Source organism: Patescibacteria group bacterium (assembly GCA_041665585.1).
GTDB lineage: Bacteria > Patescibacteriota > Gracilibacteria > JAHISY01 > JAHISY01 > JAHISY01.
In genome coordinates, this window is sequence record JBAYIN010000005.1 from 52375 (window position 1) to 68397 (window position 16023).

General features: G+C 48.6%; 19 protein-coding genes and 2 tRNA genes. 11 read left to right on the top strand and 10 right to left on the bottom strand.

Annotation, left to right across the window (positions count from 1 at the left end; translation table 11 throughout):
- Positions 1–7: 7 nt before the first annotated feature.
- Positions 8–1144 (bottom strand): aminotransferase class I/II-fold pyridoxal phosphate-dependent enzyme, encoded by a 1137-nt coding sequence (locus WCV72_03955; GenBank protein MFA6458511.1) that lies wholly within the window; start codon positions 1142–1144, stop codon positions 8–10.
- The gene (locus WCV72_03960) at positions 1141–1617 is read right to left on the bottom strand and encodes an Lrp/AsnC family transcriptional regulator (GenBank protein ID MFA6458512.1); all 477 of its coding nucleotides are present in this window, start codon (positions 1615–1617) and stop codon (positions 1141–1143) included. The genes WCV72_03955 and WCV72_03960 overlap by 4 nt, the downstream gene beginning before the upstream one ends.
- Positions 1618–1788: 171 nt before the next feature.
- On the opposite strand from WCV72_03960, the gene WCV72_03965 reads away from it, so the two are divergent.
- From WCV72_03965 to WCV72_03980, 4 genes are all read left to right on the top strand, one after another.
- Positions 1789–1864: transfer RNA gene (locus WCV72_03965), tRNA-Thr, on the top strand.
- 91 nt (positions 1865–1955) lie between these two features.
- Positions 1956–2933, top strand: coding sequence for a hypothetical protein (locus tag WCV72_03970; protein MFA6458513.1), 978 nt, complete (start codon positions 1956–1958; stop codon positions 2931–2933).
- On the top strand, positions 2930–3613 hold the full coding sequence (locus WCV72_03975; GenBank protein MFA6458514.1) for a response regulator transcription factor: 684 nt from the start codon (positions 2930–2932) through the stop codon (positions 3611–3613). Before WCV72_03970 ends, WCV72_03975 begins: the two co-directional genes overlap by 4 nt.
- Entirely contained in the window at positions 3610–4365 is a 756-nt protein-coding gene (locus WCV72_03980; protein ID MFA6458515.1) for a HAMP domain-containing sensor histidine kinase, read from the top strand. The genes WCV72_03975 and WCV72_03980 overlap by 4 nt, the downstream gene beginning before the upstream one ends.
- Here WCV72_03980 and WCV72_03985 read toward each other — a convergent pair.
- From WCV72_03985 to WCV72_04005, 5 genes are all read right to left on the bottom strand, one after another.
- Positions 4362–4823: a SprT-like domain-containing protein gene (locus tag WCV72_03985; protein ID MFA6458516.1), complete on the bottom strand. Its 462-nt coding sequence runs from the start codon at positions 4821–4823 to the stop codon at positions 4362–4364. The two genes, WCV72_03980 and WCV72_03985, sit on opposite strands and share 4 nt — an antisense overlap.
- A gap of 1 nt (position 4824) precedes the next feature.
- Positions 4825–5208 (bottom strand): AIR carboxylase family protein, encoded by a 384-nt coding sequence (locus WCV72_03990; GenBank protein ID MFA6458517.1) that lies wholly within the window; start codon positions 5206–5208, stop codon positions 4825–4827.
- 301 nt (positions 5209–5509) lie between these two features.
- Entirely contained in the window at positions 5510–5767 is a 258-nt protein-coding gene (locus WCV72_03995; GenBank protein ID MFA6458518.1) for a hypothetical protein, read from the bottom strand.
- 9 nt (positions 5768–5776) lie between these two features.
- Positions 5777–6169: a hypothetical protein gene (locus WCV72_04000; protein MFA6458519.1), complete on the bottom strand. Its 393-nt coding sequence runs from the start codon at positions 6167–6169 to the stop codon at positions 5777–5779.
- Positions 6166–7149 (bottom strand): phosphoribosylaminoimidazolesuccinocarboxamide synthase, encoded by a 984-nt coding sequence (locus WCV72_04005; protein ID MFA6458520.1) that lies wholly within the window; start codon positions 7147–7149, stop codon positions 6166–6168. The genes WCV72_04000 and WCV72_04005 overlap by 4 nt, the downstream gene beginning before the upstream one ends.
- Before the next feature lie 89 nt (positions 7150–7238).
- On the opposite strand from WCV72_04005, the gene WCV72_04010 reads away from it, so the two are divergent.
- From WCV72_04010 to WCV72_04040, 7 genes are all read left to right on the top strand, one after another.
- Positions 7239–7415 carry a hypothetical protein gene (locus WCV72_04010; protein MFA6458521.1) on the top strand — a complete coding sequence of 59 codons (177 nt, stop codon included), beginning with the start codon at positions 7239–7241 and terminating at the stop codon, positions 7413–7415.
- Positions 7416–7522: 107 nt separating this feature from the next.
- Complete coding sequence (gene nusA, locus WCV72_04015) at positions 7523–8677, top strand: transcription termination factor NusA (protein MFA6458522.1); 1155 nt, start codon at positions 7523–7525, stop codon at positions 8675–8677.
- A 15-nt stretch (positions 8678–8692) separates the two neighbouring features.
- A complete protein-coding gene (locus WCV72_04020) occupies positions 8693–8911 on the top strand; it encodes a type II toxin-antitoxin system HicB family antitoxin (protein ID MFA6458523.1) in 219 nt (72 codons plus the stop codon).
- A 204-nt stretch (positions 8912–9115) separates the two neighbouring features.
- Positions 9116–9922: a shikimate dehydrogenase gene (gene aroE / locus WCV72_04025; GenBank protein ID MFA6458524.1), complete on the top strand. Its 807-nt coding sequence runs from the start codon at positions 9116–9118 to the stop codon at positions 9920–9922.
- A gap of 67 nt (positions 9923–9989) precedes the next feature.
- The gene (rpoD, locus tag WCV72_04030; GenBank protein ID MFA6458525.1) at positions 9990–11144 is read left to right on the top strand and encodes an RNA polymerase sigma factor RpoD; all 1155 of its coding nucleotides are present in this window, start codon (positions 9990–9992) and stop codon (positions 11142–11144) included.
- A 190-nt stretch (positions 11145–11334) separates the two neighbouring features.
- Positions 11335–12750, top strand: a complete 1416-nt coding sequence (gene dnaB / locus WCV72_04035; protein MFA6458526.1) for a replicative DNA helicase — start codon at positions 11335–11337, stop codon at positions 12748–12750.
- A gap of 118 nt (positions 12751–12868) precedes the next feature.
- Positions 12869–12943, top strand: a tRNA-Glu gene (locus WCV72_04040).
- 21 nt (positions 12944–12964) lie between these two features.
- Here the strand turns inward: WCV72_04040 and WCV72_04045 are convergent.
- From WCV72_04045 to hisB, 3 genes are all read right to left on the bottom strand, one after another.
- Positions 12965–14575, bottom strand: a complete 1611-nt coding sequence (locus tag WCV72_04045; GenBank protein ID MFA6458527.1) for an S-layer homology domain-containing protein — start codon at positions 14573–14575, stop codon at positions 12965–12967.
- A gap of 49 nt (positions 14576–14624) precedes the next feature.
- Complete coding sequence (hisH, locus tag WCV72_04050) at positions 14625–15224, bottom strand: imidazole glycerol phosphate synthase subunit HisH (protein ID MFA6458528.1); 600 nt, start codon at positions 15222–15224, stop codon at positions 14625–14627.
- 124 nt (positions 15225–15348) lie between these two features.
- Complete coding sequence (gene hisB / locus WCV72_04055) at positions 15349–15948, bottom strand: imidazoleglycerol-phosphate dehydratase HisB (protein ID MFA6458529.1); 600 nt, start codon at positions 15946–15948, stop codon at positions 15349–15351.
- Positions 15949–16023: the final 75 nt, after the last annotated feature.

Here is a 16023-nt window from a genome sequence, read left to right on the forward strand (position 1 = left end):
ATAGCTTTTATTTCAAGCTTTGGATGAAATGCGCCATGCGCTCGAAAGCTGTCTCGAGCTCGGTGAGACCAGTCGCGTAGGAAATGCGAATGTGGTCGGCGAATTCCGCGCCGAAGGCCGAACCCGGCACGACCGCAACTCGTTCTTTTTTAAGCAAATTAAGCGCGAAATCGTCGCCCGAAAGTCCGGTTCTTTTACGGATGTTCGGGAAAAGATAAAACGCGCCAGCCGGTTTTTGAATTGTGAAGCCCATTTTGCGTAGTTCGCGCACGCAAAAATCCCGGCGCAACTTGTATTCCTCCCGCATTTTGGCGACTTCGGCATCGCAGTTTTCGAGCGCTTCAATCGCGGCAATTTGGGAAATCGAATTCGCACAAAGCGCACAGTACTGGTGAATTTTGTTCGCCGCGGCGACGAGACTTTCCGGCGCGAGCAGATAGCCAAGCCGGAATCCGGTCATCGCGAAAGCCTTCGAAAAACCGGAAATTGTCGCTGTTTGCGCTTTCATCTTGGGCAGACTCGCGAAAGAAATATGCTTAGTCTCGTAGGAAAGTTCGGCGTAAATTTCGTCCGAAATCGCGAGCAAATTATTGCGCTCCACCAAAACGGCAATTTTCTTAAGTTCGGATTTAGTGAATGTCGCGCCCGTCGGATTCGACGGATAACCGAAAACAAGCGCTTTGGTTTTGGGTGAAATCTTTTTCGCAATCTCGGAAATTTTTTGAACGAAAATCGGCGTGCCGCCGGCGAGCGCGACGAGCGGCGCGTACATCACATAGCTCGGCGCGAAAAGTAGGACTTCATCACCCGGATTTAAAACTGAGCGCACGACAAGATCGAAAATCTCGCTCGCGCCATTGCCGACTAGGATTTCTTTTTCGGGAGAGTAAGCGACTCCGAATTTTCGCGCGAAGTATTTCGCGATGGCGCCACGCAGCTCGCTCGAGCCGCGATTCGCGGAATAATGCGTCGCGCCATTTTCGAGCGCGGCAATCGCCGCCTCGCGCACACTCCACGGCGCATCGAAATCCGGCTCACCGACGGAGAGCGAAATCACATCGGGATTTTCGGCGACGATTTCGAAAAATTTCCGAATGCCGGAGGGCGGAATCAGCGCGAGAATTTTGTTTGTCGGAATTTTCACGCCGAAACTTTTAATCTTTGGTCGCTCGCTTTCTCACCGAAAACGAGTCCGTCTTCTTTGTATTTTTTCAAGAGAAAATGCGTCGTCGTGCCAGTCACGCTTTCAAGTACCGCGACTTTGCGATTCACGAAATTCGCAACTTCGGCGAGCGATTTGCCTTTGACTAAGAGATTCAAATCGTGCGAACCGGAAATCAAAAACGCATTAGTGACCTCCGGAAATTTCGCAATGCGCTCCCCGACTTCGTCGAAGCCGCGACCGCGTTGCGTCGTCACGCGCACCTCGACCATCGCGGTGATTTCGTCCTGACCGTTGGAATTCAGAATCGTCGCGAAACCGACAATCTCGCCGGATTTCAGAAGCTTCTGAATCTCGGCCTCAATCTTCGCTGCGGTCGTGCCGAGAATCTTCGCGAGCGAGCTCGCCGAAATGCGCGGATTCTTCGTCAGGAGCGCGAGTAATTTTTGCTTCATTTGCAGAAGAATTAAAACAGGAGCATTTTACATTTTTCCTGCGTAAACTTAAAATCCCCAGGTTGCCACCGTAGCTTCCACCTTCGTTCGCCAAGGCGAACTACGGCGGATAAATCCCATCTTCTAATTTATCGCCAGATTAAATAAATTTTAAAAGCAATTAAACCTTTTGCCACCGTAGCTCAGCTGGTAGAGCGGACGCTTCGTAAGCGTTAGGTCCCCGGTTCAAATCCGGGCGGTGGCTCCATTTTTGTGTTCAAGAATTTCACAAAATTTTAATCTTCGCTGGATTTTAAATTTAAGACGATTAAAATCATTTTGGCTTAAACTCCGCAAGAATGTCGATTGAATTCCACATTCGTCTCAAGAATTGCGATTCGGCAAGCGGTGCCAAATTACGGAAATTGATTCCGCAAACACTCGCTTCGGTGCTGGATTGCGAGTGTGAAATTTTGGCGGAACCATCTGACACCACTCACATAGCTGCAGAACTCGAGAATTACGAACAAAAGCTCGCTCGTCTGCATTCCACGCTGGAGTTAATTTCACGCGATTTTGGTGCGCCCAATCCATTTACGAAAACTAAAAAAATCGACGCTACGAGATTACAAAAAGCCGAACAACTTGCCGCTCGCGCACCGCAGCTCGCACGCATGAAGCGTTTTCTGATTGATTTGCCCGCCGAGCCGGAGTTCGACCGACTGCGCTTTTTGCAAAATCTGGTGATGCAAAATTTACCCTTCCCAGAGGTTTTCGAGCGACCCGAGCTGGTCGATGCGATCGCGCTACAGGCTTTTGAAAATTATCACGCCGAGTATTCCAAAAAATATCTCATCTTCATCGAAGACCGCGAACGCGCCATCACCGTCTGGCAGAAGCAGCAGAAGGAGCTGGAGCAAAAAGTTTTCACTCTCGCAGCGCTCGACCAAGTGAAAAAACTCGGTCGACCCGTCGCGCAAAATTTGGCAGCTGAGCTTGCCGGAGTTGAAAAACGGCACGCGCCGCTCGGCATCAAGATTATCGAGCTGCGCAAAATTTTACGGATTGAGCCCGTCATCGCCGGCATTACTTTCTTCACGCCGCTCCCCGACCGTGAATTCGCTGATTTCACTGAACGGGTTGACGCTGCGCTGGAGCAAAAATTCGCCAAAATTCGCGACGAAAGCACGCTCGCTGTTTTGAAAAATACCGATGATGCGAGCGTCAAAAAACTGACGAAATTAATCGCACTCGCCGACCTCGCCAAAATTGTCCGCATTTTTACGCTGCGCACCGCACCCAAAATTACTGCCGAACTCACCCAACTTTTACGATGAAAATTCTTGTCGCCGATGATGATCCGAAACTCAATAAGCTCGTGTGCGCCGCACTCCGCGAAGTTGGCTATTCACCCGACGCCGCTTTCACGATTGCCGATGCCCGGACGAAAATTGCTCTGACGAATTTCGACCTCGCGCTCATCGATTGGATGTTCGATGGCGAGACCGAGAGCGGTCTGGATTTGGTGAAAGAAATTGTCGAAATGAAAAATTTTCCAATCTTGATGCTCTCGGGTCGGAGCGCGCTCGCTGATCGCGTGAGTGGACTGCGTGCCGGCGCGGACGATTACCTCATCAAACCCTTTTATTTACCGGAATTGCTCGCGCGCGTTGCCGCACTGCTGCGCCGTCCGCGAAAAATTGCTTCACAAAAATTCGTAGTCGGTTCACTCACGCTTGATCCAAATTCTTTTGAAATCTCGCTCGACGGCTTGAAGATTCCGCTACGCAAAAAAGAATTCCAACTGCTGCTCGCACTAGTCGAGGCAGGCAACGAAACTGTGAATCGTGCTTTGCTCGGACGGCTGGTCTGGGGCGACGAAGGTGTCGTCGTCTCCAATGCCATCGATGTCCACATCAAAAGTCTGCGCGAACGACTCGGGAAATTCGGTCAAGCCATCGAAACCGTGCGCGGTGTTGGTTACCGTTTCGACCCAAATTTTAAATCGGGAACATGAATCTCGTCGCACTCACCAAAATCACCGAACGCCTCACGCAGCTCGCCGAAGAACACCATGATTTATTGCTCAGGAATGCCGAACTGAATCACCTCCTGCGCGAAGCGGAAATGACACGCGCTGAAGAAATCGCGCGTTTTGCCCATGAAATGAAAAAGCCGCTCGCGGTGATTCGCGGACTCATCGCGCGTTGTGACCCAAAAACACCTAGGCAACAAATTAGAAAAACCGGGCAAGAGATTGACGCTGAAGTTTCGCGAGCCGCCAAAATTCTCGATGACATGATTGCGCTCGCACGCCTCGAAACCAGCGCCCGCGAGAATAAGAAGCTTGATCTTTCGGAAATTTGCACACTGGTTTTCGAGCAACAGCGCGCGCAATTTCCCAAGCATAAATTTGAGAAAAAAATTAAACCGGGCATCACGATTTTCTCGACACCCGAGCGCGTCTTCGCGATTGTCGAAAATCTCCTCGAAAATGCCGGTCGCCACACACCAGCAGGCTCAGAAGTTTTTTGCGAACTGACGAAAAAATCTGACGCCACAATGCTACGCGTGCGCGACAATGGTTGTGGCTTGACCGCAGACGAGCAGGAAAAAATTCTGACTCCCTTCACCGCGCTGGGTCACTCGGGCGGCAGCGGACTCGGACTCGCCGTCGTCGCCCGCGCCGTCGAGAAATTAGGCGGCAAGCTCAAAATTCATTCGACGAAAAATCGCGGCAGTGAATTCACCGTCTATTTGCCAGCTTAATTTTCGCTGAATTGCAGGCGAAATTCCGGGGTAAATTTTCCGCGATTAAATTTTTGGCAGCAGGCGCGACAGGCGACATTTTTGCGGCGGCGAAAAGCCGGAAAAGATTTTCCGCAGCTCGGACAGACTGCACGGAATCTGGACTGCGGCAGAGCGACTTCCGATTCGCGAAAACGCGCTGTCGGTGTCCCGCCGAGTTCGGAAACTTTCGCGCGCCAAAATGCGTCGTGCGCGTGGCGCGGTCCGACGAGCGCGTGCGCGATTTCGTGCAAAAGCGTGTCGAGAATTTTTTGCGGCGGGTTTAACTCGGTCAGAATTCTAGAAAGCGAAATCGTCCGATTCGTGAAATTGCAGCAGCCGAAGCGTCTGCGCGCGCGATCAAATCTGAAACTCCAGCTCGTCAAATCATGCTTCACGAGCAAACGATGAGCGAGCGTTTCCGCGGCAGAGAGATTCACTTTAATTTTTCAAAATTCGCGCGACCGCTTCCGCGCAATTCGCCGGATCGAGAATTGTCAGGACAGGCGTGCCGCTCGGCATTTGCAGCGTCGAATGAATGTTGATGAGGTAGTCGTTTTTATCTTTGAAGGGCGGACAGGCCAGCACTGGCTTGCTCGAATTCGCCGCGACGACGCCGGAGAGCGCATTGCTGCGACCGGCAATCGTGACGAAGACAACTTTTTCTTTTTCAAATTTCGCGACAATATCTAGAACCTCGCGCGTTTTCTTGTGCGCCGAAGCGACGAAAGTCTCGTGCGGAATTTTGCGCTCATCGAGCGCAGCGATGATTTTGTCAGCGTGCGACTGATCGACTTCCGAACCGAGAATGAGAATGGCTTTCATTTTAGGGGTTAGGGGTTAGGGGTTAGGGGTTAGGGGTTAGGGGTTAGGGGTTAGGGGTTAGGGGTTAGGATTAAGAAGTAAGTATTAAGTATTAAATCATAATTCATAATTCATCATTCTGAACTTTATCTCTCCGGCTTCTATTTTATCTTTCCCACCCTCGCTGTCATTGCGAGCGACCGAAGGGAGCGACGCAATCTCGGCCTTTCTTGTCATCCCACCTCTTTTGTCTTTTACACTTTTTTCTTTTCATTCCCGCCCTCTTTTGTCTTTCCCGCGAAAGCGGGAATCCATACAATAACTAATTTTCATTCTTCCGAAAGGCAAAAACTATTAAACGGATGATAATAAATACAAAATAGGCTGCAAATGCATAAGAAACACCATCACTTGGTACAAGACCACCCTGACTAATTCCAAGGGTGGGCATTATGTAAAAATTTAAAGCTAACCCAAAAAGAGAAAAAATGATAAAGATAATAAATTCACGAGCAAATAAAACTGAGAGACTAAGTTCTCGCGAATTAGCTGATTTCGAAGATAATTTATCTTTTTTCATATTTTGAAGTTATCTTTCAGGAAAATATTTCTCTTTGATTGAATTGAACTTCTCAACGCTGTTTTCACATGAGCTACGGAGCTCAGTTTTATCTTTTATGCAATTATAAACTGTGGGGCTTGAAGCTATTAATTTATAAGTAAGAACATCCTCAATGTTATCGCTGATAACAAACCCTGTATCTTGTTGATAATTTGAGTAAAGTATTAAGCAGCTTTTATCAGATTCAGAATAATTTACTTCTGTTAAGACAACACGAATAGACTGAGAATTATTTTTTAACTCTTCTATTCTTTCATCTGCCAATTCTTTACACTTTATTTTTTCATCTAAAAAGCTTTGCTGATTTCCACAACCAACGAGGAAAAGAGTTAGCGCGAAAGCAGCGAATATCTTTTTCATCTTTCAGGAAAATACTGGCGCAGATTGGAGCGAATTCTTTCTTTGACGGGGATGCCGATTGCCGGCAGTTTGAATTCTTGACCCGTGACGGTTTCGAAAAGATTGATGTATTTCTGGGAAAACTCGACTAAGACATCGTCAGGAATCTTCGGAATCTCGTCTTTGTAAGGATCACACTGCGCGCGAATCCAGAGACGGAGAAATTCTTTATCGAGCGATTCGGGCTCTTCGCCGCGCGCGTGTTTCGCCTCGTAAGAATTCGCGAGCCAATAGCGCGACGAATCGGGCGTGTGAATTTCATCGGCGAGCGTGATCACACCAGCACGGTCGAGACCGAATTCGTATTTCGTGTCGACGAGAATCAAGCCATTTTTCGCCGCAATCTCCTTACCGCGCGCGAAAAGTGCGAGTGAAATCCATTCGAGCTCGTCCCACTGCTGACGCGTCACGAGTCCGCCTTCGATCAGGAATTCCGGTGCGACGGAAATATCGTGCGTGCCATCAAGCGGTTTCGTCGAAGGGGTGAGAATCGTCTTCGGCAGCTTCGCGTTTTTCGAAAGTCCCTCCGGCAGAGCATTGCCACAAAATTCGCGCGCGCCTTGGCGGTATGCCGTCCAGACCGAAGTGTCCGTCGAGCCAGTCAGATAATCACGGACGACGACTTCGACCGGCAGCATTTTTAATTTTTTCGCGACGACGACATTCGGATCGGGATATTCGAGCGCGTGATTCGGACAAATGTCCGCCGTTTTTTCGAACCAAAATTTCGCCGTCTGCGTCAGCACTTGACCCTTGAATGGCACTGCCGCGAGCACTTTGTCGAAAGCGGATTGCCGATCGGTCGAGATGAGAATTCTCCGCCGGTCAGCCAAATCATAATTTTCCCGGACTTTGCCACGGTAATAATTTGGCAGCTCAGAAAACTCGCACTCGACCAAAGCCAGTGGGATTTGGGAGCGAATGATTTTTGGGTCAATCATGGTAGTTGGTAGTTGGTCGCAAGATGATTTTAGCAAATTGCTTTTTCAAGCCAGATTTTTTAGAATCCGCCCTTCTATTTTTTTCTCCAATGTCAAAACCGAAACATCTCGATCAAATTCTAAGCATTTGTTGCACGGCTGGAATTGAAGCAGGTGTGGATAAATTCGTGAAACCAATTCAGGAAATCGCTCGCGCTGCTCTCGCGGAGAAATTTGGCGAAAAACAAGAACCGCAATCAGGGCGAGAAAACCCCAAAAAAAATTGATTTCAGAAAAGTTTTCTTGTAAAATGCTCGCGAACTCGAATCAATTTAGATTCGGGCATTTTTCCGGAACCATCCTAAATTCCAAATCCTATCCCCTACCCCCTAATATGAATTCCAACCCTCAAAACTTCGCCGCCGCGATCAATCAGCTTTGCGACGAGAAAAAGATCGAAGCCGAAGCCGTGTTTGAAGCGGTCGAAGAAGCGATCAAAGCCGCTTACCGCAAAGATTTCGGCAACCGCGACCAAAATCTCGAGGTCATTCTCGACCGCATAACCGGTAAGACGAATGTCTTGCTTGTCAAAAAAATCGTCGACAAAGTCGAAAATCCGCAGGCAGAAATTTCCGTCGAGGACGCGCAGATGATTAAAAAAGGCTTGAAAGCTGGCGCGAAAATTAAAATCGATGTGACACCATTCGACTACGGACGCATCGCTTCGCAGAGTGCGAAACAAGTCATTATTCAAAAAATTCAGGATGCTGAACGCCAGGCGATTTACGCAGAATACACCGATCGCGAAGACGAACTTTTGAATGCTTTGGTGCACCGCGTCGATGGTCGCTTCGTCCATTTGGAATTGGACCGCACCACGGCGATTCTCGAACCGCGCGACCAGATTCCCCGCGAGCGTTATCAGCAAGGTCAGCGCATCAAAGTTTACTTGGAAAAAGTCGAGCTCACGACGCGTGGCTCGATGCTCAAAGTCAGCCGCACGCATCCGAGAATGATTTTCCGCTTGATGGAGCTCGAAATTCCGGAAGTCAGGAATGGCACGGTCGTCGTGAAGAAAATCGCGCGCGAGGCTGGGATTCGCTGCAAAATCGTGGTGGATTCGACTGATGCGAATGTCGATCCAGTCGGCGCGTGCGTCGGTCAACGCGGCGTGCGTATTCAGAATATCACCGACGAGGTGAATGGTGAGCGCATCGATGTGATTGAATTTTCAGAGGATTTCGAGACGATGCTGAAGGAAGTTTTGTCCCCGGCGAAGCTTGATCATTTCGTGAAACACGACGACGAAAAACGCGTCGAAGTCTATGTCGCGGAAGATCAGCGCGCACTCGCGATCGGCAAATCTGGTCAAAATGTGCGACTGGCTGGTGAGATCTTGGGCTGGGATATCGACATTTTGAACACGGCGGAGCTCGCCGGTGAAGTCGCCGTCGAAGATTCCGAAGCCAAAAAACCAGCTGAAGCAGAGACAACCGCCGAAAAAGCTGTTGCCGAAAAATCGGAACCAGCGGAAAAAACTGAGAATTAGTTTAAGCTAACGCCGATGCCAAAAGTTAATCTGAAAAATGTCGTCTGGAAGGAAGGCAAATATTTTGTCGCTCTTTCACTAAACACAAATGTTTCAAGTTTCGGCAAAACGCGAAAAGAAGCCTTGGAAAGTTTGCAAGAAGCTCTTGAGTTATATTTCGAAAACGAAACCAATCTGACTTTCAATAAAGTCGAGCGACCTGATATCGTGCAATCTTCGCTGCAATATGCCTAGCCCAATCCCTTTAAAATTGTTGCTCCGGGTTATCGGAAAAAATGGTTTTGTCTTAATCTCGCAAAAAGGCAGCCATGCAAAATTTCGCAAAAAAAGTAATCCTCCACTCACTACGATTGTCAAAATGAGCGAGAAAGAAATTCCATTTGGTACTTTTCGAGCGATTTTGCAGCAAACTAATCTGACTGAAAAAGATTTCAGAAAATGAAAAAATTCGGAATTCTCGCCTACCCCGCCGGACACTCGCTCTCGCCCGCGATGCATCGAGCGGCGTTTCGCGAACTTGGCATCGATGCGACTTACGATTTTTTTGAAATTCCGCCAGAGCAATTAGCAGAATTTTTCAAAGAAAAAGTACGCACACACGCCATCGACGGACTGTCCGTCTCGATTCCGCACAAAGTCGCGGTCATACCTTTGCTCGACGAGATCGAAGATTCCGCGCGCAAAATCGGCGCAGTGAATACGGTTTTCTGGCGCGATGAAAAACTCGTCGGCGCGAACACTGATTGGCTGGGATTTTTGCAGGCTTTCGACCGACCGATTGAAGATAAAAAGGTCGTGGTCTTGGGTGGCGGCGGCGCGGCACGCGCGCTGGTTTTCGCCCTGCTGGAGAAAAAGTGCGCGGTGACTGTCGTGACACGCGAAGCCTGGGAATTCGAAGCAATCCAAAAAGATTTTGGCAGCGCGACGGATTTCATCACGAACCTCGCGAACTACAATCCCGATATTTTGGTGAATACCACGCCGCTCGGAATGAAAGGCGCTTTCGAGGGCAAAAGCTTCGTTGACCCAAATTGGTTTGTAAGTCATAAACCACTCGTCTTTGACATTGTTTATAATCCACGCGAAACGCAACTTCTGAAAGACGCACGCAGTGCCGGTTGCGAAACGATTGAAGGACTAAAAATGCTGGTCAATCAAGCTGTCGCTCAATTCGAAAAGTTCACCGGCGCAACCGTCAAATTCGAAAAAATGTGGGATGCGGCGCTCGCCGAACTCGCGAAATAAATTTGCAAAAACGAGACTGTCCGAGTAAAATCCGCGCTACTCGCCCGTTTTCATTTCCCGATTTTTTATGGCAAAAACACGCAAATTTATCATTCAGCCGACTGATGACGAGCTGAAGAACTTCCCCAAGGCTGCGCGGGAATTGATCGTGAAAGGTCGCCAGCAGCGTTTTGTCACGCACCAAGAAATTGAATCGGCTCTTCCGCCAATCGAGGAAAATTTGGAATTGCACGACGATTTCGCGGAAGTTTTGCAAAATCTCGGTGTCGAAATTGTCGATCAAAAAAAGTCGATTGACTGGCGCAAGAAGACAACCGGCGATAAAGAGGGCGACACTGAAGATGAGAAAAGCCTGAGAAAAAAGGAGAAAAAAGAGAAAAAATTCACCGACCTGAGTGAGATTGCCGGTGATTCGATTCGCATGTATCTGAGCGAAATCGGACGCGTCCCACTGCTCTCAGCCTCTGAGGAAATCGAGCTGGCGAAACGCATCGCCAAAGGCGACCAAGGTGCGAAGCAGAGTCTCGCTGAGGCGAATCTCCGTCTCGTCGTCTCCATCGCGAAGAAATACATCGGCCGTGGTTTGTCGTTTTTGGATTTGATTCAAGAGGGCTCCATCGGCCTGTTCCGCGCCGTCGAGAAATTCGACCCGAGCCGCGGTTTCAAATTCTCGACTTACGCGACTTGGTGGATTCGCCAAGCCATCACCCGCGCCATCGCCGACCAATCCCGCACGATTCGTATTCCGGTGCACATGGTCGAGACAATCAATAAATTGACGCACACGCAACGACGGTTGGTCCAAGAACTCGGGCGTGAACCGACGGCAGACGAGATCGCGGCGGAAATGGATTTGGATGTGAAGAAAGTCCGCCACATTTTGAAAATCAGCCAAGACATCGTGTCGCTCGAAGCGCCTGTCGGCGCCGAAGAAGATTCGAAATTGGAAGACTTCATCGAGGACGAGCAATCGCTCGCTCCCAATGAAGCTGCCAATCGCCAGCTCATCAACGAAGCCATCGCAGACATGCTGCGTTTCCTCACGCCGCGTGAACGCAAAATTGTCAAAATGCGTTTCGGACTCGGCGACGGCATCGGACACACTCTCGAAGAAGTCGGCAAAGAATTCGGCGTGACCCGCGAGCGCATTCGCCAAATCGAAGCGAAAGTTCTGCAGAAGTTGAAAGATCACCCTGCGGCGAGCCGGATTCGAAATTTCTGAAGAAGCTCGAGATGTTCGATCGCTCACCGCCATTAGAGAATTCAAGCTCTCGCAGGATTGTTCTAAATGAAATCAAAAAGCAGCTTTAAATTATTGCTCAAAGCGAGTGCCTGTGCGAAAATCGCCTTCGCTCAAAATAATTACAGTTCGAACAACTCGAACATTTTGAACAGCTAGAACTTCTTACTCTGTGAATCCCAAAAAAAGCATCCTAACTGTCGCTCCCCACTCGCTCGAAGCTGAACGCGGCGTGCTCGGTAGTCTTTTGATTGATAAAAATGCGATGATTCGTATCGCGGATTTGATTAATGCGGAAGATTTTTACGAGCCGCGCCATGAGAAAATTTACGCTGCGGTTGTCGAACTTTTCGTCAGTCACGCGCCAATCGATCTACTGACGCTATCGCAGAAATTGAGCGACCGGAAAATCTTGAAAGATATCGGCGGACGCGGCTATCTCGCCGAACTGACCGAGGAAACTCCGACCGCGAGCCACATTCACGAGTACGCGAAGATCGTGAAAGAGAAGTCAACGCTGCGCAGATTGCTTTCGACTGGTCGAGAAATTTCCGGCTACGCGCTGGAAGAAGGCGGCGACACAAATATCTTGCTCGAGAAAGCCGAGCAAAGCCTTTTTAAAGTCACGCAAAATCTAATCAAAGATAAATTCATTTCGATTCGTGAGGTGTTGCAATCGCGCTTCGATGAATTTGCCGAGCTGCACGATGCGGAAGACAAAGACGCGATTCGCGGCGTGGCGACCGGTTTTCGCGCAATTGATAATCTGCTTTCCGGCATGAAAGCCGCGGACTTCGTGATTATCGCCGCGCGACCGTCGATGGGTAAGACTGCACTCGCACTGAATATCTCGCAAAATGTCGCGCTTCGTGCCGCCAAAAAAGTCGGCTTCCTCTCGCTCGAAATGTCGCGCGAACAACTCGTCGATCGTATGTTCGCTTCGCTGCTCGGCGTTGATTCTTGGCGCTTGCACAAAGGCAAATTGACCGACGAGGAATTTGCGCGCATCGGCGGCGTGATGGACGAGCTCTCGAAAGCGAATTTTTATATCGACGATTCTGTCGGCTCGAGCGTGATGGAAGTCCGTGCGAAAGCGCGTCGTCTGCAAATGGAAAATGGTCTCGATATTTTGATCGTGGATTATTTGCAATTGATGAGCTGCGAGTCGAATGCTTGGGCGGGCAATCGCGTACAGGAAATTGGTGAGATTTCGCGCAGCCTGAAATCGCTCGCCCGTGAATTGAAAATTCCAATCATCGCACTCAGCCAGCTCAGCCGCGCCGTCGAAAATCGTCCGGGCAAGATTCCGCAGCTCGCCGACCTGCGTGAGTCGGGCGCGATCGAGCAAGATGCCGATGTCGTGATGATGATGTACCGTGAAGATTATTACGAAGAGGATTCCAGCCGTCCGGGTATGACTGACATTTTCATTCGTAAAAATAGAAACGGCCCGACCGGTCGCGCCGAATTAATGTTTAAAAAAGAGCAAATGCGCTTCTTCGACATTGAGAAAGCGAAAAAAGGCGGCTCGGCTCTTTCTGCACCTGCACCAGAATTCGAGACGGCGAATCTGCTTGACGACTTTTGATAGTTAATAGTTCGTAGCTAGTAGTTCATAGTTTTTTTATTAGAAGTTCAAAAACCGCCAAACAGTTGGCAGAAAAAATGTTTTTTAGTTAAACTTTCGCGGATTTTTAAAACTTCGTGGGGCCATCGTCTAGTGGTTAGGACGCCAGGTTTTCATCCTGGTAACAGGGGTTCGATTCCCCTTGGCCCTACCAAACATCAATAAAAAAATAATTTCAGTACTTAAGAGTAATTCCACTTAATGTTGTTTTGTCATACGGATATGAGGAGACATCTACTCCCCAGCTGATACCATTGGTGATGCCATCACTCCAAATAAATCCGCCCGGGTTGTTTTCTGCGCCGAGACTGATGCTTGGCGTAAGCATGTCATCTGTTCCAGCTTGATCGACGATAAGCTTCATCGTGTCAGCCTGTAGTATTAAAGTTCTATTAGTGTCTTTTGCTATCTCGAAAGCCGGGCTGAGTGTGAAAGTGACCGAACCACTTGATGAATTGGTCAGTGTAATGCTGCTCGTAGCTATGGTACTACCACCCTCTTTGAGATAGACGGTTAAGCCATTACCTTGTTCCAAATTAAAACTGCCGTCCGAGCTAAGATTCACAGTCAATGATTCAAGGAGTACTTTGCCATTGTTCGCCGAGACGCTGAATATGAAAATACCGTCCGAAGCAGTAACCGAACGACTTCCGCTTGGGCTACTAGACGAGAGACCTACGGTTGGTTGGCTGACATATAAGTTCTTCTTACATATGCCGTCTTTTTCTTTATATCCATCATCACAGCTTTTAATCGTGCAAGCACTCCATAAGCGTGTGGCAGTATTCCATGTCTGCTCACCAGTTCCGTATTCCACATCACAGCTGCGCACATTCGGCACACAAGCATCATTCTCTACATGATAAATAGCATTACAGCTCGTAAGCACACATGAGCTCCACGATGAGCCATTCCATGTTTGCCGACCTGCCCCATTTTCTATTGTACAATTACGCGGACTAGATGGTTGGTTGATGGTGTTTGAACTACTGGGCTGGCTGTCCGTAGTGGTATTATTAGAATTATCCAACACAGGGTTAATAACATTCGTGATATGTGTCGAGCTATCAATGTAGGTATTCCCAGTGATGAGAGTGTCAACATGCTCTACATGCACGATAGGCATATTGATTGCAGTTTCAATGATAGATGGGCTGAAAGTCTCAACATTGACATTTTTCACGGCGATGCTGCGAAAAATGTTTTCTGCCACGCCACCGCGTGCCATCGCACCTGCTGGCTCGAAATTACTGCCTGTCTCCTCCAATAATCCGCGATCTTTTGCTACTGACACGAATGGTGTATACCACGCATCTTCTTCCGTATCAGCAAAAGGGACAACCGAGACTTGTTCTGGCACAGTGAAACCGTAGACATTTAGAATCATTTTTAAACTCTCTACTTTTGAGACTATGCGTGCCGGCTGGAAAGTACCGTCGGGATAACCTGAAACCCAACCTACTTCTTTAGCGTAGCAGACATATGGTGCAAACCACTCGTTTCCAACATCTGGGAAACAATGGCTGTATTCGTTAGCGTCAGGAGTGATGCCCTGTCCTTCGACCAGTACTTTGATAAGCTCTGCCCTATTGATTCTATTCTGCGGTTTGAATGTGCCATCGCCATAGCCGTTTATCACACCATTTTCTTGTAGATAATCAATGGCAATCTTGTTTGGATTGTTCGCAGCTACATCTGGGAATGCGCTACTCTCCGCAAAAGTAAGAGATGTCGTAAAAATAGTGATTACGGCGAACGATAATATGATGGTGGTGCGGAGAGACATTAGGGTAAAGCGTTAGATATACAGGGCATAAATTAGATCACTAAAAGCCTCAAATCAAATCCGCGAAATTTTGCAGCACCTGCAAACCGACCGCGCCGCTTTTTTCCGGATGGAATTGCACACCCCAAATTTGCTCACGATTCACGACCGCGGGAAAAGCCTGACCGTGCGTCGTCGTCGCTTTCACGATTGAATTATCTTTGGGTTTGGCGAAGTAAGAATGGACGAAATAAAAGGGCGTTTTGGTTTTGATGCCTTTCAGAATTTTCGGCGTTTTGCCGAAATCAACCGGATTCCAGCCGATGTGCGGAATCTTGATGCCGTCGGTAGAAAATTTCTCGACCGAGCCTTCGAAAATTCCAAGACACTCGGTCGCGTCTTCGGCGGATTTTTCGAATAGGATTTGCAGACCGAGACAGATGCCAAGGAATGGCTTCTCTTGAATTTCCTCGCGCAAAACTTCGACTAATCCGGCTTTTTGCAGATTACGCATTGCCGCACCCGCCGCGCCGACGCCCGGGATAATAATCGCATCAGCCTTTTGAATTTTCGCGGGATCGTTTGTCGCCTCATTTTTTAATTTCAAAAAATCGAGCGCCCGCGTCACACTGCGCAAATTCCCCGCGGCATAATCGACGATTGCAATCATAGGAAGTTGATAGCCCCGAAGGGGTCCCTTCGGGATTGTTAGTTTATAGTTTTTAGAATTTTTTTAAGTAAATCTCAAAAATTACGCGAACCCATTCTACCAACTAATAACCACCAGCTAACAACTAACAGGTGCCTTTTGTCGAAGGAATGCGTTTCGCATTCCGCGAATCAATCGCGACTGCTTCACGCAGAGCGCGTGCGAAAGCTTTAAACAAAGCCTCAACTTGGTGGTGCGTCGAGCGCGCATTTTTCGTTTCGAGATAAAGGTTGGCGCGCGCACCATTCACGAAGCCTTCGAAAAAATCCTCGATGACATTCGTCTGTAAATCACCGACCTCTTTCTCGCGAAATTTAATTTTGAAAACGAGCTTCGTGCGATTGGCGAAATCGACTGCCGCAAGCGCGAGTGCTTCGTCCATGGGGAAAGCGAACGCGCCATCACTCCCCGCGCGCATGATGCCAACTTTATTTTTGAGTGCTTGCGCGACAGCCTCACCGAGCACGATGCCGAGGTCTTCAACCAAGTGGTGCTGGTCGACATGCAAGTCTCCGCTCGCTTTGATTTTCAAATCAAAAGAAGCGTGCTTCGCGAGACTCGTCAAAACATGATCGAGAAAGCCAATCGAGGTCGCGATTTTCGAATCGCCTTTGCCGTCCAAATTTAAAACGAGGTCGATTTTCGTCTCACGAGTTTGGCGGGAAATTTTTGCTATTCGAGCCACGGACTTATTTTAAAACTTTTTCTGACTTTTAGGAAACACGACTTCTTTGACAAAGCTAAGTTCTTTTTCGTATGG

Coding starts and splice junctions, on each gene's coding strand:
- WCV72_03980 (MFA6458515.1), top strand. CDS start 3,610: ATGAATCTCGTCGCACTCACCAAAATCACCGAACGCCTCACGCAGCTC.
- aroE (MFA6458524.1), top strand. CDS start 9,116: ATGAAAAAATTCGGAATTCTCGCCTACCCCGCCGGACACTCGCTCTCG.
- WCV72_04045 (MFA6458527.1), bottom strand. CDS start 14,575: ATGTCTCTCCGCACCACCATCATATTATCGTTCGCCGTAATCACTATT.
- WCV72_03990 (MFA6458517.1), bottom strand. CDS start 5,208: ATGAAAGCCATTCTCATTCTCGGTTCGGAAGTCGATCAGTCGCACGCT.
- WCV72_04005 (MFA6458520.1), bottom strand. CDS start 7,149: ATGATTGACCCAAAAATCATTCGCTCCCAAATCCCACTGGCTTTGGTC.
- WCV72_03995 (MFA6458518.1), bottom strand. CDS start 5,767: ATGAAAAAAGATAAATTATCTTCGAAATCAGCTAATTCGCGAGAACTT.
- hisH (MFA6458528.1), bottom strand. CDS start 15,224: ATGATTGCAATCGTCGATTATGCCGCGGGGAATTTGCGCAGTGTGACG.
- WCV72_03960 (MFA6458512.1), bottom strand. CDS start 1,617: ATGAAGCAAAAATTACTCGCGCTCCTGACGAAGAATCCGCGCATTTCG.
- rpoD (MFA6458525.1), top strand. CDS start 9,990: ATGGCAAAAACACGCAAATTTATCATTCAGCCGACTGATGACGAGCTG.
- WCV72_03970 (MFA6458513.1), top strand. CDS start 1,956: ATGTCGATTGAATTCCACATTCGTCTCAAGAATTGCGATTCGGCAAGC.
- WCV72_04000 (MFA6458519.1), bottom strand. CDS start 6,169: ATGAAAAAGATATTCGCTGCTTTCGCGCTAACTCTTTTCCTCGTTGGT.
- WCV72_04010 (MFA6458521.1), top strand. CDS start 7,239: ATGTCAAAACCGAAACATCTCGATCAAATTCTAAGCATTTGTTGCACG.
- WCV72_04020 (MFA6458523.1), top strand. CDS start 8,693: ATGCCAAAAGTTAATCTGAAAAATGTCGTCTGGAAGGAAGGCAAATAT.
- nusA (MFA6458522.1), top strand. CDS start 7,523: ATGAATTCCAACCCTCAAAACTTCGCCGCCGCGATCAATCAGCTTTGC.
- WCV72_03975 (MFA6458514.1), top strand. CDS start 2,930: ATGAAAATTCTTGTCGCCGATGATGATCCGAAACTCAATAAGCTCGTG.